The organism is Azospirillum sp., assembly GCF_050789165.1.
Genome location: NZ_JBOZRT010000032.1, coordinates 1 through 15,643, shown reverse-complemented (window position 1 = coordinate 15,643; position 15,643 = coordinate 1). Strand labels below are relative to the sequence as shown.

Annotated in this window: 9 protein-coding genes and 1 pseudogene; 3 read left to right on the top strand and 7 right to left on the bottom strand. The window is 66.3% G+C overall.

All coding sequences use genetic code 11. From position 1 onward, the window contains the following. Positions 1-312 precede the first annotated feature (312 nt). Together ACRWK7_RS06275 and ACRWK7_RS06270 are read left to right on the top strand one after the other, a co-directional pair. Entirely contained in the window at positions 313-2,187 is a 1,875-nt protein-coding gene (locus ACRWK7_RS06275; RefSeq protein WP_431855343.1) for a sensor histidine kinase, read from the top strand. Continuing rightward, on the top strand, positions 2,177-2,812 hold the full coding sequence (locus ACRWK7_RS06270) for a response regulator transcription factor (RefSeq protein ID WP_431855342.1): 636 nt from the start codon (positions 2,177-2,179) through the stop codon (positions 2,810-2,812). The genes ACRWK7_RS06275 and ACRWK7_RS06270 overlap by 11 nt, the downstream gene beginning before the upstream one ends. Positions 2,813-2,818: 6 nt before the next feature. Here the strand turns inward: ACRWK7_RS06270 and ACRWK7_RS06265 are convergent, their stop codons facing one another. Genes ACRWK7_RS06265 through ACRWK7_RS06250 form a run of 4 tightly spaced genes read right to left on the bottom strand, consistent with a single transcriptional unit; the run spans position 2,819 to position 10,922 of the window. After that, complete coding sequence (locus tag ACRWK7_RS06265; RefSeq protein ID WP_431855341.1) at positions 2,819-6,106, bottom strand: response regulator; 3,288 nt, start codon at positions 6,104-6,106, stop codon at positions 2,819-2,821. Continuing rightward, positions 6,103-6,705, bottom strand: coding sequence for a YfiR family protein (locus tag ACRWK7_RS06260; protein ID WP_431855340.1), 603 nt, complete (start codon positions 6,703-6,705; stop codon positions 6,103-6,105). The genes ACRWK7_RS06265 and ACRWK7_RS06260 overlap by 4 nt, the downstream gene beginning before the upstream one ends. 9 nt (positions 6,706-6,714) lie before the next feature. Further along, positions 6,715-8,763 (bottom strand): TonB-dependent receptor plug domain-containing protein, encoded by a 2,049-nt coding sequence (locus ACRWK7_RS06255; RefSeq protein WP_431855339.1) that lies wholly within the window; start codon positions 8,761-8,763, stop codon positions 6,715-6,717. Beyond that, positions 8,745-10,922: an EAL domain-containing protein gene (locus ACRWK7_RS06250; RefSeq protein ID WP_431855338.1), complete on the bottom strand. Its 2,178-nt coding sequence runs from the start codon at positions 10,920-10,922 to the stop codon at positions 8,745-8,747. Before ACRWK7_RS06250 ends, ACRWK7_RS06255 begins: the two co-directional genes overlap by 19 nt. 1,102 nt (positions 10,923-12,024) lie before the next feature. On the opposite strand from ACRWK7_RS06250, the gene ACRWK7_RS06245 reads away from it, so the two are divergent. Further along, positions 12,025-12,645, top strand: coding sequence for a response regulator (locus ACRWK7_RS06245; RefSeq protein WP_431855337.1), 621 nt, complete (start codon positions 12,025-12,027; stop codon positions 12,643-12,645). Positions 12,646-12,679: 34 nt separating this feature from the next. Here the strand turns inward: ACRWK7_RS06245 and soxR are convergent, their stop codons facing one another. From soxR to ACRWK7_RS06230, 3 genes and pseudogenes are all read right to left on the bottom strand, one after another. Continuing rightward, on the bottom strand, positions 12,680-13,141 hold the full coding sequence (soxR, locus tag ACRWK7_RS06240) for a redox-sensitive transcriptional activator SoxR (protein ID WP_431855336.1): 462 nt from the start codon (positions 13,139-13,141) through the stop codon (positions 12,680-12,682). 116 nt (positions 13,142-13,257) lie between these two features. Continuing rightward, entirely contained in the window at positions 13,258-15,414 is a 2,157-nt protein-coding gene (locus tag ACRWK7_RS06235) for an acetate--CoA ligase family protein (RefSeq protein ID WP_431855335.1), read from the bottom strand. A gap of 44 nt (positions 15,415-15,458) precedes the next feature. Continuing rightward, positions 15,459-15,643 (bottom strand): annotated as a pseudogene (locus ACRWK7_RS06230) (formyl-CoA transferase); the annotation flags it as partial.

Sequence of the window (15,643 nt, the reverse complement as noted above, 5' to 3'; positions counted from 1 at the left end):
AGAAGCGCATTATCGTGATCCTTCACATCTTGGCGAACGTCAAAACGCACAGGCTGCACAATCGAAAATTTAAACGATTTATTGAGATATCTCTATAGACACGATCATTCCCACACGTCGCCACCAAAAATAAAGACCAGATCGATGGTCGAGGTGGCCCCAGATCCCGGCAGTGGTCCGCCAGTTCATTAGATCCTCGGGAGGATCGCGCCACCGCGCCCACGTTCCGTCAGTTCAGCCGAGACTTTCTAATCGTATCCTGCCAGGATGCAAAAATCGGGGTTGGTTACGGCAGCCTCAACGGAAGCGCCGGTGTCGAACAACGGGGCAGAAGGCAGGCAATTGATTCTGCTACGATTCCCCCCAGCTTTGCGCGGCGTGCGCGCGCGCCTCGTGTCCTTGGCGCTTGCCAGCATGCTTCCGGTGTTTCTTTTTGCCGCCGCGGTCACCTTTCATATCGTTGACCGCGAACAGGAAGCCATCCGCACCCACGGGCTTGAACTGGCACGGCTGGCTGTGGAGGAAGTCGACCAGGAGATCGCCGTGGCGCGCGCGATGCTCGTCGGCATTTCCACCACACAGGCCCTGCGCGACCAGAACATGGAGGCGCTTTACGCACAGGCCCGGGAAGCCGCGCACCGCTATGGTAAGCCGATCGGCTTCGTCGACCGGGAAGGAAACCGGCGTTTCGTTACATTCGCTCCGCTTGGTGAGCCGCTGCCGCCGCACAACGCGCCGGACCAGCTCCGCTTGGCGTTGGAAACCGGCCAGACCCAGGTTTCAAACCTCATCCCGGCCCCTCTGCGCGGTGACCGGGCCGTCGTCCTGATGGAACCAAGTGTAAGCGGCGGCACCATCGCCGGGGCGTTCGGCATCGAGGTCGATGTCGCGGGGATCGTCGCCCGCATTGCCACGACCAAACTGCCCGAGCAGTGGCTGGTGGCCATTCTCGACCGCAATCACACCATCATCGGACGCTCGCGTGCGGCCGAGCAGTATGTCGGCACGCAGGCGACCCCCGATCTGCGCGCGCTCATCGCCGCGTCGCCAAGCGGAACGTCGCGTGCCTCTACGAAGGAGGGGCTGCCGGTGTTCACGGCCTACCGGCAGGTCCGCTCCACGGGCTGGACGGTGGCGGTGGGCGTGCCTGAAGACGTGGTGAAGAGCCCGCTGGACAAGACGCTGATCACATTGCTGGTGAGCGGCCTGACGCTCACGGCCTTGAGCATCGGGACAGCCCTCGCCGTGGCACGCGGCATCAGCAGGCCCATACTGTCCCTCACCGACGCCGCCGGTATGCTTGCACGGGGAAAAACGGTGCCGCTGGCTGGCGTAGGGCTGGCGGAGGCGGAGCAGGTCGGCCTGACGCTGCACCTCGCCAGTGTTGAACTGGAGCAGCGCACCGATGAACGCGCGGCCGCCGAGAGACGGCGGCGTACCGCCGACCGGCGCATACAGGAACTTCAGGTCGAATTGATGCACGCCTCCCGGCTGAGCGCTGTCGGAGCTTTGGGGGCGACCATCGCCCACGAAATAAACCAGCCGCTCGCCGCGATCGCCAATTACCTGGAAGTCGGACGCATGCTGGGCGAAGACACCGGGTGCAACCCCGAGGTGCTGGACGCACTCGACCACGCCCTGACGCAGGCCCGGCGGGCAAGCACCACCATTCAGCACATCCGGGCGTTCGCTGCCAAGCACACGGTGGAGTGCCGCGCCGAGGACGTCGCAGCCATCGTCGAGGAGGCATGCGTCGTCGGGCTCGTCGGCCTCCATGACGCGGGTGTGCACGTCGAACGCCGCGTGGCCCCAGGATGTCCCAGCATTCTTGCCGACCGTGTGCAGGTGCAACAGGTGCTGGTCAACCTGATCAGAAATGCCGTCGATGCCATGGGGTATGGCCCACGGCGCCATCTGATGGTCTCGGCTGCGCCGAACACGGTGGCCGATATGGTGGATTTCACCGTAGCCGACACCGGCACCGGCCTGGACCACGATACCATCAGAACCCTCTTCTCACCGTTCCGCACGACCAAAGCCAACGGTATGGGCATCGGCCTCTCGATCTCCAGGACCATCGTCGAGGCCCACGGAGGGCGAATCTGGGCCGAGGCAAATCCGGACGGCGGAGCTCTGTTCCGCTTCAGCATTCCCGCAGCCTTGGAGAAAACGCGTGATGAGGTCTGAGGTGACGATACACGTTGTCGATGACGACGCCGATTTCCGGGCATCTCTGGTCCGACTGCTGGCGGTTCTGGGGTACACCGCACGCGAGTATGGTGATGGGCGGGCGTTCGCAGACGTCGCCCCCGGCCTTTCGGACGGCTGTGCCCTGGTCGACGTCTGCATGCCGGACCTCGACGGACTGACGCTGCAGCAGGAACTGGCGGAGCGTGGCGCCGGTATTCCCATCATCATCGTCACCGGGCACGGCGACGTTCCCATGGCCGTGCGTGCGATGAAAGCAGGCGCCGCGGACTTCCTTCAGAAGCCGTTCACTCCGGCCGACTTGCGCGCCAGCATCGAGAGTTCCCTCCAGCGCTGGCCCGCCGCCACCCTGACCAATGCGGATCCCGAGGTGATCGCGTTCATGACCCACCTGGAGACGCTGACCGGACGGGAGCGTGAAGTGCTCGAAGGAATCGTCGCCGGCCATCCAACCAAGATCATCGCGTACCGCCTGGGCATCAGCACACGGACAATCGACGTGCACCGCGCCAGCATCACGGAGAAGCTGCGCGTGCGTGGCCTGCCCAATCTGGTGCGGCTGGCGCTGGCGGCCGGTGTCAGAGGCGCACCATACGGCGGGTGACGCCGATCAGCCGCCGGCCTTCCCGATGAGTCCGAGGCTCCGCGCCTCCTCGAGCCCGGCATCCAGCTCGGTGCCGAGCTGTGGCAGCAGCTCCTGTATTTGCACAAGATCTCCTTTCCGCGCTGCGTCGTTGACGGCCCTGGCAACGTCACAAACGGTCAGGAATCCGAGACTGCCGGAGACCGATTTCATGTCGTGGGCGGTTGCCCGGACCTGTTCAGCGTTGCCGGCCGACGCAAAGGCCGTGATCAGGTTCACACTCTCCCGTGCCGTCCGGGCGAATTCCTCGTACAACTCGTTCACTTTCACTTTGCTCAGGACTCTGAGCAGCGAATCCAACTGGTCGGCGCTGATCCGGTCCGTGGTGGGAAGCCGTTGGCCTTCGGGCTCCGGTTCCGACGGTGGCTTCCCGGTGAATGGCACCAACGCCGCTTCCAGCTCCGCGAATGTCATGGGTTTGGCAATGAAGCCGTCCATTCCGGCCGCCCGACACATCGCCCGGTCATAGGCGGAGGTGTTGCCGGTCATGGCGATGATCGGGATCGCGTTCTTCGGGCCGGGAAGGGAACGGATTGCAGCGGTCGCCGCGAAGCCACTCATCTTCGGCATGCAAAGGTCCATGAGCACGCAGTCCACTCCCCCTTGCCTGACCGTTTCAACGGCGTCCCGGCCATTGTCAGCCAGTTCAATTCGGTAGCCGAGCCGCTCGAGGAAGCCACCGATGATCCGCTGAAGGGTGCCGTCGTTCTCGGCCAACAGGACAACCGATGCCGCCTCGGCCGGCCGCTCCGGGGCTCGTGCCGCGGGCAGCCAAGGTGGTGCCGACGACGTGCATGGCGTTTCAGGAACGGGCGTCGGCGCGCCGGCAGGCGCAGGGAGCGGGATGACCGGCGTTGCGTTCACGCTTTCGCGCAGGTGTTTGGCCAGCATCCGGCTCAGGTCCTCACGGGTGACGGGCTTGCCCAGATGGTCGTCCATTCCTGCGCCCAGGCAGGCCTTGCGATCCTCGTTCAGCGCGTTGGCGGTGAGCGCCACGATGGTCTGCCTGATGCGCCCCGCTTCGGCTTCCTCCTTGCGGATTCGCCGGGTTGCCTCGAAGCCGTCCATCCTCGGCATCTGGCAGTCCATCAGCACCAGCGCGTACCGGCCGGCGCGCCAAGCATCGACAGCCTCCTGCCCGTCGGTCACGGCTTCCACCTCGCAGCCGAAACTCTCCAGCAGGCCGCGCGTCACCTCGGCATTGATCGGGTGGTCCTCGACCAGCAGGACCCGCGCGTGGAAGCGCACATCCTCATCCTGTTGCGAGGACGCACCCATGCCCGTGTTCCCCACCGGGCTTTCTCCGGTAAGGTCGAGCAGCGTGCTGCGCAGGTGCGACTGCCGGACCGGCTTCTGCAACCTTGCTGCGAACAGCGCGGCGTCGTCCCCGCAGTCTCCGGGATCAACGGAGGTCAGCAGCAGCAGGGGCATGCGGGCGGTTGCCGGACGGGCCTTCATGGCGCGGGCCAAGGCGATGCCGTCCATGCCCGGCATCATTCGATCCAGAACCGCCAGATCGAAGCAGCGCTCGCCCTGAGCCGCGTCGTCGAGGGCCGCCAGCGCCTGCTCGCCGCTCTCGGCACCCTCGACCGTGATCCCCCAGGCCGCCAGCATCCGCATGAGGATCTCGCGGTTGGTGGCGTTGTCGTCCACGACGAGGACGCGCAAGGCCGCCAGCCGGGCCGCCTGCGGCGCCGCGCCGGCGGTATCGCGCCCCCTGCTCAATCCCAGCCGGACGTTGAAGGTCGAGCCCTGGCCCTGTTCGCTTTCCAGTTCCAGGTCACCGCCCATCATGCGGGCAAGATCACGCGCGATGGTCAGGCCGAGGCCGGTTCCGCCATAGCTCCTCGTCGTGGTGCCGTCGGCTTGGGCGAAGGCGTCGAAGATGTGCTCGCGGACCGCCGGAGCGATGCCGATGCCGGTGTCCCGCACGGCGATGTTGACGAACACCCGCGCTGAGTCCTCGGCCACCAGGGACGCCCAAACGACCACCTCGCCGGCATTGGTGAACTTGATCGCGTTGCCGACCAGATTCACCAGGATCTGGCGTAGGCGGTTCGGGTCCCCTTCTATGGTGAAGGGCACGTCCGGCTCGATCAGGCAAGCCAGTTCGATGCCCTTGGCCTGGGCGCGCGGCGCGAAGGCGTCGGTGACCTCTTCGATCAGTTCGTGGATGTTGAAGGGAATGACCTCCAGCTCCAGCTTCCCGGCCTCGATCTTCGACAGGTCGAGGATGCTGTTGATGAGACCCAGCAAGGTGACGCTGGACGTGCGGGCGGTCTCGGCGTAATGCCGCTGCCGCGGATCGAGCTCGGTGTCGAGCAGGAGCTCCAGCATGCCGATCGTGCCGTTCATCGGCGTGCGGATCTCGTGGCTCATGTTGGCCAGGAACTGCGACTTGGCCCGGCTCGCCGCCTCGGCCGCCTCCTTGGCCAGGCGAAGCTCCGCCACGGTCGCCTCCAACTCGGCATTCGCCCTAGTCAGGTCGGCCGTGCGCGTCGCCACCTCGCGCTCGAGATTGGCGCGATGACCGGCCAGCGCGCGGTCGCGTTGCTCGATCTGGACGAGCATCCTGTTGAAGCCGTCGATCAACAGGCCCAGCTCGTCCTTGCCGAACCAGGGAACGCGGACCGTATAATCGTTGCCGTGCGAGATGTGGGCGATGGCCTTCTGCAATTGGCGGATCGGCCGCGAAATCAGGCTCTGCAGGAACATCGAGAGCCCTGCCGTCATAACCAGCGCCAACACGGCGATGGTCAGCACGGTCGCGTAGTACTGGTGCAGGCGGTCGGTCAGCCGGCCAAGGTCCGAGACGATGCCGACAAAGCCGAGCGGACTGCCGTCGAGCATCACCGGCAACGTCTCCATGAGGGTGCTGTCCTCGAGGCGCTCGCCTGGAACCGGCGGGAACGCCATGGAGATGTCGGCCGCCGCCCCGCCCGGCGGCACGAAGGTTGCCAGCGTGTGTCCAGCCTTGTCGACCACCCACGCCATGCGGATGTACGGCTGCGCCCGCAGCGCGGACAGGGTCTCCTCCGCGGCTTTCTGGTCGGAGAAGGCGAGCGGGGCGGTCAGGTTGCTCGCCATCACGCGGGCGATGCTCTCCACTTCCTCCACCGCCTGCCGGCGCATCATGGCGATGACGTCGAAGGCGAGCGCCGTCGCCGTGCCGATGATACCGACACTGCAGGCCAGCAGCATGATGGCCATCAGCTTGTGGGCAATCGGGCGATCGCGGAACTTCCGGATCATCATGGCACGTCCTCCACGATCCTGGCGAGGCGCAGCAACTGTGAGCTGAGCGTGATTCCGCTGCCGGCGAGCGCCTTGGGGTTCACCTCGAAGCGCACCCGGCCGTCGTCGAGCGTCAGGCCGATGGCGCCGCCATGGGCGGCGAAGCCTTCGGCATCTCCGATGGTCAGGATCGGCCGGCCTTTCACGATCCGCGCGACGTCGGCGAGGCGGCTCTCCAGCGGGGCGCCGATGACGAGCAGATGGCAATCCCCCGCCTCCCGCAGCATCACGTCGCGCACCGCAAGCCGACGCTCGCCCACGGGCTTGCCCTCCAGGGCGGAAAGCGCCGAGCCGAAGCCGACGTCACCGAGCCGGCACAGAACGAGCGTGGCCCTGGGCCCAGCGAAGGCCCCCTCCGGCCACGCGGCGAACTTGGCGAAGTTGTAGACGAATGCCGCCTTGACCTCGAACTCGGTGGGATCGGACAGCGGCGCGGCGGCCGCACCGCCGGCCAACGGCGATGCGAGCGCGAAGCCGGCTGCCAGCAAGCCAACGGCGTTGCGGACGGCGCGCCTTATCGCCCCCGTGGCCGCCGTCACCCATTTGACCGAGGTGCGCATGACGGGCGCTCAGAACCGACGCGTCAGCTTGGCGTACACGCCGCGCTGCACCCGGGTGGCTCGCGTGTCGATCAGGTCCGGCTTGAATTCCTGGCGCCGTCCTCCCAGGAGGTTCTGGCCGACCAGCGCCACTTCCCACGCGTCGTGCGGACGCCACGCCAGCCGCATGTCGAGCCCGACGTACCCCGGCACGCCGAAGGCCGGCAGTTCGTCCACCGCGCGCACGACGACATCGAGGTCGAGGTTGGGCGTCAGGTCGTGCGAGGAGCGCAGGACCAACTGATGCTTGGGGCTTCCGCCGGCGGCGCTGGCCGAGGCGGCGTCGGTGCTTCCCTCCTTGGGATGCAGGTGCATGTGCAGAAGGCTGTAGGAGCCGCGCAGGCGCCAGCCCTGGCGGACCTCCCACTCGCCCGCCAGCTCGATGCCGTAGGTTCGCCCCTCCAGCTGGTTTTGCGCGGTGACCGGCAACACCAGGTGCGGCACCGGATCGATGGAGAGGAACGGTATCCCGGCCTCGAAGCTCCTCAGGTCGGAGTACAGGTTGTAGAAGGTTGCCGCGTCGAGCGACACCGACCGCACGGGGTGAACGCGATAGCCCAGCTCGAAGGCGATCAGTTTCTCCGAGGCAAGGTTTTGGTTTCCCCTCAGGTTCACGGCCAGGGGCAACCCGCCGGGGCCGGCGAGTACCTGGGGGAAGACGGTGAAATCGTCCTCCGACCGCGACGGCGTGCGCACGGCCCGCGAGGCCGCTGCCCAGACCGTGTGATCGGGATGCGGCGTCCAGGCCAGCCGCACGCTCGGCTGCACCTCGAACCCTGTGTAGTCGTTGTGCTCGAACTTCGAGCCCAGCGTCAGCTTGAGGCGCGACGGGACGAGCGTGATCTCGTCCTGGGCGAACATGCTCACCAGGCGGTCGATGCGGTTCGGATAGCCGCCGATGAGGTAGGAGCCGCGCAAGTCGCTCTGGTAGTGGCGGAGGTCGACGCCCCAGAGCACGTCCTGCCGGTCGGTCAGGGCGAAGCCGTGTTCCAGTTCGACGTCCATGGTTTCCTCGCGCAGATGGCCGAGGAAGCTGTCGGACGTGGAGTGCTGGTAGTAGGCTTGCAGGGAGACGTGCGAGGAGTTGGACAACCGGCGCGTCCAGCGTCCGAGCAGGTTGCCGGCAACCCCCCGCTCGTCCTGTTCGATCAGCCGTACGAAGGGCGGCGTAAGCAGGGGAGCGAGCGTCGCTTCACCCGCGTTGCCCTTAAAAAGATCACCCTGCACCGTCAGCGTGTCGTGCGCTCCCAACGCGAGGTCGGTCCGGAACCCGGTCCGCCCGAGCTTGCCGGTGTCGTTCGTCCGGGTGCCGTCCGCCAGCACGCCGGCGTCGCGCGCTCTGGCTTCCGCGTAGACGCGGTAATGCCCGACGCCGCCGATCTGGCCGCCGTATCGAACGCCGGCCCCGCCGCGCTCCTCGGTTCCGACATGGGCCGTAACCAGTCCGCCCTGGGTCTTCGACGCCGGCTTGGTGATGATGTTGATGACGCCGTTGACGGCGTTGGCCCCCCACAGCGCCGCGCCGGGGCCCCGGATCACCTCGATCCGATCGATGTCTTCGAGGAAGACACCCTCGCGCTCCCAGAAGACACCGGAGAACACCGGCGTGTAGACCGACCGACCGTCGATCAGGACGAGCAGCTTGTTGGCGTAGCGCCCGTTGAAGCCGCGGACGGAGACCGCCCATTTGTTGGCGTCGATCTGCGCCACCTGCACCCCGGGCACCAGACGCAGCGCGTCGGGAATGGTCATGACGCCCGATCGGCGAATCTCGTCTCCGGTGAGGACGAACGCGGCGGCGGCCGTGTCGCCGAGGCGCTGCGGCCGCTTCGCCGCCGATGTCACCGTGACCTCGATGGACAGCAACTCCTCGAGGCTGAGTGTGGTCAGATCGGCCAAAGCCGGGCCATCGGGAACCGGGTTGCCGAACGCCGCGCCAGCGCCCAGCGCCACGCAGCACCCGAGGATCCCACCCCATTCCTTTCGTATGGATCGGCGCATCAGGAGGCTCCGCAGCATGCCGGCACCGGGGAAGCAATCGATTCGTTGACGTGGACGATCAGCGGGATCGGACGGGCGATCGCATAGCCCTGTGCGTAGTCGATGCCGATCGCCTGCAACTCCCGCACGATGGCCTCGCTTTCCGCGAACTCCGCAATGGTGCGGATGCCGAGGATCGAGGCGATCTCGTGGGCCGCGGACACCAGTGCGCGGTCCAAAGGGTCGCTGGACAGGCCCCGCACGAAGGAGCCGTCGATCTTCAGGTAGTCGATGGGCAGTTGCTTGAGGTAGGCGAAGGAGCAGAGCCCGGAGCCGAAGTCGTCGAGCGCGAAGCGGAAGCCCTTCTGCCGCAGCGCGGAAATCAGCGCGCGCGCGTGGGCGAGGTTGTTGATCGCCGCAGTCTCGGTAACCTCGAAGCAGATGCTCTCCGGCGGTACGCCGCAGAGGTCCGCCTGGCCGACGATGTGGTCGAAGAGCGCGTCCTGCGAGAGCGATTGGCCGGACAGATTGATCGACCAGGCTTGACGGCGCAATGGAGTGAGGCGGCTGTATTGCGCGAACGCTTCGGCGATGACCCATTGGTCGACCCGGGCCATCAGGTCGAATCGCTCCGCAGCCGGAATGAACGAACTCGGCGGAACGATCCGGTTTTCCTCGTCGATCATGCGGAGCAGGACTTCGCCGTGCTCCCGACCGTCATGGTTGTCACCAAGCGGCCGGTAGGGCTGGTAGTGCAGCACGAAGCGGCCGTCGTCGAGCGCCCGGGTGATCCGGACGGTGCAGTCCATGAGGGTGGCCGACGCCTTCAGCGTGGTGTCGTCGGCGTGGTAGACCTGCACCCGCCCCTTGCCCTTGATCTTGGCTCCGTAGCAGGCACTGTCGGCGGCCCGCAGCACGGCCATCACGTCGTCGAAGGCCGGACTCAGCTCGACCAGCCCGATGCTCATGCCGACCGTGAAGACCTTGTCGTTCCAGACGAAACGCTCGTCCTCGATGGCGCCCAGCAAGGCGGTGGCGATCTCCTCCGCCCTGTCCCTCGGGCAATGGGTGAGCAGCAGGGCGAACTCGTCGCCGCCGATGCGGGCCAGGCAATCCGACCGGCGGATATGAGCGCGCAGCAACCCGGCGATCTGGCGCAGCAAGCGGTCACCGGCCGCGTGGCCGCAGGTGTCGTTGACCACTTTGAATTGGTCGAGATCCATGAAGAGCAGCACGTGGTGCTCGCTGTGCGCGTGCGAGCCTTGCAGCGCCACGGCAAGCTCGTGTTCGAATCCCCGGCGGTTGGCGAGCTCGGTGAGCGGGTCGTGCGATGCCTGCCACAGCAGCTCTTTCGACAGTTCGCGGATTTCGTTGATATCGTGCAGGACCAGCACGTACCCCGCGGCGCCGTCTCCGTCCGCCAGCAAGGCAGACGCGGAGACCTGGACCGTGAGTTGGTCGCCGGCGCGGGTGACAAGGCGCGCCTGAAGCTCCTCGCCGACGCCCGCCGCCAGCAGCGGCTCGATCTCAAGGGGCGTGGCGGACGCCTCATCCTCCAGGATGAGCACCCGCCCGATCGGGGTGCCATGCGCCTGCGCGGCGCTCCATCCCAGCATCCGCTCGCCCGCCGGGTTGATCGACGTGACATGGCCGGAACCGTCCGTGATCACCACGGCGTCGGCTATGGAATACAGTGTGGTCTCCAACCGGGTCTTTTCCTGGTGAAGGTCGCGGATGGCGTCACGCAGCGCCCGCACCGGCATCGCCCAAAGCAGGAGAAACGAGCAGCTCCCCAGGAGCAGCCCGAAGACGGCGGCTTGTGTCGCCTTGCCCAGCAATGGGCGCACCGACCGCGCCATGACCAGCCGGCCGACCATCCGGCCGGTGTCGAACAACGGGGCCTCGCGGCGTATCGCCGGCCAGTCCGGCGGAACGCCGGCTTGGACGATGGATGCACCATCCAGATCGACGATGTCGGCGCCCTCGCCAGCCAGTCGGCCGGGGCCATTTTCAAGAATTTCCGCCAGACGCCGGTTTTCGAACATCCACGCATCGGGCGCCGCGACGATCATTTGCCCGATCTGCTCGCTTTTCAACTGCACCTTGGTTTCCAGCGCCGAGACGTGGACGTCGTAGCTGAGGCGGAAGACAACAGCCGGCGTGATCCCGGCGAACAGAGTTGTCAGCGCGGCTGCCATGAACCAGAGCGTTCGTGTAAAGCGCCTCATCGGAGGTGGTCTTCCTGTTGTATGCCGCACGGAGGCCGCGGCCCGCTCGGGCACGCCGGATCCACCGCGAAGCGGTGCAGCCGATGTGCGCGGTGCTCTGGCACCCCCACGACCGTGGCGCCGACCGCCTTGAAGAGGGCCAGCGCCGTACCGAGCACGTGTTTCAAGGACGCACTTCACTTCACAAGGTATGGCCTCCCATGCACTGCGAACGCGCAGATCATGTGCACGCGATGGAACACGTGTGGAATCCTTGGTAGAATCCGATCAATCTTCGAAAGCATGAAGCCGCACAGGGTGAACGTCGCAAACTGGGCGCCCAGAACATCCCTCCGAAACGGCAAGATCCAAGCTCCTTCCTCAAGCCGCATATTCCTTTCGAATATCCGACATCTCTCCTGATGAGTGCGCTCTGGATAACGGCATCCCGTCAATTAGGTAGAAGTACCAGTATGATCACCGGTGCGCGGCGATCTTCCGCCTTTCGGTGAGCAGACCACCATTCGTTGGTTTCACGCCGCTTCCGTCACCAGGCCGGGTTTGCTCCAGGAGGCGGGCAGACCTCCATGTACGGCCGGGCGGGCCGATTACCGCGTCGCCCTCCGAAGCAATGGGCCGCAACGCCAATGCCGCGCCCTGGCCGGTGAATGGCACCACCACGATCCCGGCGGCGTCATAGAATGCAAGGCGCCCTTTCAGCTCCGTGCCAATAAGGATCAAAGGGGATGGTCTTGTTTCACCAAAAGTCGGAGAAGCATTTCATACCGGTACTTCTACACAATTGACCGATACCCGTTATCAGGCGCGCACTTTCCTGCCGCGACTCGCCAACTTTAAGGAAAGGCGTCATGTTCGACACATTCAAAAGATCCCTGCCTTTCAAGTGGGTGCCTGAAGGCACACGGCGCCACACCACGCTTCGATCCCTGCGCACCCCGCTCAAAGGAGCGGACGCGTTGTCGACGTGAACTTGGCACGGGCGATGCTGACCAGCGGCGCGCGCGGTCCGCAGCCGGAGGAACGGGGGATGCACGCTTGAGAGGGCGCGGCCACCACGCCCGGGGGGAGCACGATGAAGGTACTGATTGCACATAGCCAAGCACTGCTTCGCGAAGGTGCGCGTTGCCTGATCGAGGACGGCTGTCACGGCGCGGTTGTCGATGAGGCGTCGTCGTTCGAGGCCCTTCTCCAGTGCTGCGCGGACGGGAAGCGCTATGATGCCATCCTGCTGGCAGCACGGTTCCTGGGAATGCCCGGCTACGATGGGCTGGACACGCTTCGCCAGATCCAGCCCGAAGCCCGGTTGATCGTCCTCTCGGATGGAAATCCGGAAGGGGCGGACTATGTCCGGGCGGCGCTGGAGCACGGAGCCCACGGATACCTTCCCCGGATGAGCGGAGCGCGGGTGCTGGTGGCGGCACTGAAGCTTGTTCTCGGCGGCGGGATCTATATTCCTCCGGTGCTTCTCGAACGTGAGGCCCTGCCCGATGAGGCGCATGCACAGGCACACCGCCTCACCCAACGCCAACACGCGATCCTGGAGTGCCTTGGGAAGGGCCAATCTGCCGCGATGATCGCGAAGCGGTTCGATTGGCCGACCTCCAAGGTGAAGATCGAAATCTCCAAATTGTACAAGCAGATGGGGGTCCATAGCCGCACCCAGGCGGCGATCGCCGCGCCCTCGTGGCGGTGACCCCTTCCCGGCAACGCAGGGCGCAACGGCAATGCTAGAGCGGGTCGAGCAGCCGTGGGCCGGGGCCAGCCTCGGAAAGCTCGTCCCAGGGGTTGCGCAGCGGGCACTCGCGGATCGACAGGCAGCCGCAGCCGATGCAGCGGTCGAGTTCGTCGCGCAGCCGCGTCAGCTTGTTGATCCGGTCGTCGAGCTCGCCGCGCCAGACCTCCGACATGCGCTTCCAGTCCTCGGCCGTAGGAGAGCGGTCCGTGGGCAGGGCTTCGAAGGCCGCGGCGATCGACGCCAGCGAGATGCCGAGCCGCTGCGCCACCTTGATGACGGCGACGCGGCGCAGGACGTCGCGGGAGAAGCGGCGCTGATTGCCCTCGCTGCGCCAGCCCTTGATCAGGCCCTTGGATTCGTAGAAGTGGATGGCCGACACCGCAACGCCGGACCGTTTCGCGACCTCGCCAACGGTCAGATCGCGGTCGTAGTTGCTCGGATCGAGCATTGGCATGCGTCGTCTCTCCTCTGCCCTTGGACCGCCCATCCTAGAACGGACGCGGCCACGCCGCCGCAGGAACGTGCAGCGGCGTGGCCCTTTCAGGCGCTCCGTGGCCCGGGAGTTGAGGCTCAGAGCAACCCGGCGGCGCGGGCCCATTTGTACTTTGCGCCCAGCACCGCCACCGGTGTCTCGGTGGAGTAGGGATAGGCGACGACGCCGTGGTCGTAGAGGTAGTCGGCCGCCTCCTCGACCTGGACGTCGCCGGCAAGCGAAGCGACGATGGGCTTCTCGATGCCCTTGGCCTTCATCTCCTCCTTCACCTCGACCACCAGTTTCGCGAAGACCATGGGCGGCGTGATGATGGTGTGCCAGTAGCCCAGGATCAGGGCGTGGATGCGGTCGTCCTCCAGGCCCAGACGGATGGTGTTCTTGTAGGTCGTCGGCGGCTCGCCTCCGGTGATGTCCACCGGGTTGCCGGCGGCGCCGAAGGGCGGGATGAACTTGCGGAACGCCGCGTCGAGGTCGTCCGGCATGGCCATCAGCGACAGGCCGTTGTCCACGCACGCATCGGACAGCAGAACGCCCGACCCGCCGGCCCCCGTGATGATCACCACGTTCTCGCCCTTCGGTGTCGGCAGCACCGGAATGCCGCGGGCGAACTGCAGCAGGTCCTGCAGGCTGCGGGCGCGCACGACGCCGCTCTGCCGCAGCACGTCCTCGTAGATCTTGTCGTTGCCGGCCAGCGCGCCGGTGTGCGAACTGGCGGCGCGCGCACCCATGGAGGTGCGTCCGGCCTTGAGCACGATCACCGGCTTCTTCTTCGACACGCGGCTGGCGGCCTCGGCGAAGGCACGGCCGTCCTTCAGGTCCTCGCAATGCATGGCGACGACCTGGGTGTTGTCGTCCTGCTCGAAGAAATAGAGCAGATCGTCCTCGTCGATGTCCGACTTGTTGCCGAGGCCGACGATGGCCGACACGCCCATCCGGGCCGAGCGGCTGAAGCCGATGATCGCCATGCCGATGCCGCCGGACTGCGACGACAGCGCCGCCTTGCCCTTGACGTCGTACGGCGTGCAGAAGGTCGCGCAGAGGTTCTTCGGCGTGTAGTAGAAGCCGTAGATGTTCGGCCCCATCAGGCGCACGTCGTATTTGCGGGCGATCTCGACGATCTCCTGCTGGCCTTCGACGTTGCCGGTCTCGGCGAAGCCCGAGGGGATCAGCACGGCGCCGGCGATCTTCTTCTCGCCGACCTCGGTCAGCGCCTGCGCGACCAGCTTGGCGGGCACGGCGAAGACCGCCACGTCGATATTACCGGGGACGTCCTTGACGCTCTTGTAGGCCTGGTAGCCCAGGATGCTCTCGGTCTTCGGGTGGATGGGGTAGATCTGCCCCTTGTAGCCGCCGTTGATGAGGTTCTTCATCACGGAGTTGCCGATCTTGCCGTCCTCGGCCGAGGCGCCGATGACGGCCACCGCATCGGGCTTCATGATGCGGTTCATCTTTTCGACGATCTGCTGCGGCGTCGGGCGGTAGCGGGCCGCCTTCGGCTCGAAGTCGAGCACGATGCGCACGTCGGCGGCGGTGGCACCGTCCTCGCGGGCGAAGACCGGGTTCAGGTCCAGCTCGACGATCTCCGGCACGTCGGCGACGAGGCGGGAGACGTTGACGATCACCGCCGCCAGCGCCTCGCGGTCCACCGGCTTGCCGCCGCGGACACCCTTCAGCAGCTCCGCGGCCTGGATGCCGTCGAGCATCGACAGCGCGTCCTCGCGGCTGACCGGCGCCAGACGGAAGGTGATGTCCTTCAGAACCTCGACCAGCACGCCGCCGAGGCCGAAAGCCACCAGCTTGCCGAAGCTCTGGTCGGTGATGGAGCCGATGATGACCTCGATGCCGCCCTTCACCATCTGCTGAACCTGCACGCCCAGCAGTTCGGCCTGAGGGTCGTAGGCGCGGGCGCGGTCCATGATGGTCTGGAAGCCGGCGTGCACCTCCTCGGCCGTCCGCAGGCCGACCAGCACGCCGCCGGCCTCCGTCTTGTGCAGGATCTGCGGCGAGACGATCTTCAGCACGACCGGGAACCCCATCGCCTCGGCGAACGCGACCGCCTCCGCGGCGTTGCGGGCGAGGCCCTCCCGCGGCACGGGGATGTCGTAGAGGTCGCAGAGTTCCTTGGCTTCCGGCGCGGTCAGCGCGGTGCGGCCCTCGGCCTTGGCGGTGTCGAGCAGGCGGCGGACGATGTCGGCCGGCCGCCCGGCGCGGATCGGATCGATGAGAGCGGTCATGGCGTTCCTCCTTGGATTTTCGGTGTGTCTGCGGCGCCGTCGGCCTATTCGGCGGCCGTCGCGCGCGCCCTGGGGTCGAGCGCCCCGCCGGCGCGGATCGCGGCGATGCGCCGGTCGTCGAAACCCAGCACCTCGCGCAGGATCTCGTCGGTGTGCTCGCCCAGCAGCGGCGAGCGCGTCACCTCGGTCGGGCTGTCCGACAGCTTGATCGGGTTGCCCACCGTCAGGT

Coding starts and splice junctions, on each gene's coding strand:
- ACRWK7_RS06265 (WP_431855341.1), bottom strand. CDS start 6,106: ATGATGATCCGGAAGTTCCGCGATCGCCCGATTGCCCACAAGCTGATG.
- ACRWK7_RS06235 (WP_431855335.1), bottom strand. CDS start 15,414: ATGACCGCTCTCATCGATCCGATCCGCGCCGGGCGGCCGGCCGACATC.
- ACRWK7_RS06255 (WP_431855339.1), bottom strand. CDS start 8,763: ATGCTGCGGAGCCTCCTGATGCGCCGATCCATACGAAAGGAATGGGGT.
- ACRWK7_RS06260 (WP_431855340.1), bottom strand. CDS start 6,705: ATGCGCACCTCGGTCAAATGGGTGACGGCGGCCACGGGGGCGATAAGG.
- ACRWK7_RS06245 (WP_431855337.1), top strand. CDS start 12,025: ATGAAGGTACTGATTGCACATAGCCAAGCACTGCTTCGCGAAGGTGCG.
- soxR (WP_431855336.1), bottom strand. CDS start 13,141: ATGCCAATGCTCGATCCGAGCAACTACGACCGCGATCTGACCGTTGGC.
- ACRWK7_RS06250 (WP_431855338.1), bottom strand. CDS start 10,922: ATGGCAGCCGCGCTGACAACTCTGTTCGCCGGGATCACGCCGGCTGTT.
- ACRWK7_RS06270 (WP_431855342.1), top strand. CDS start 2,177: ATGAGGTCTGAGGTGACGATACACGTTGTCGATGACGACGCCGATTTC.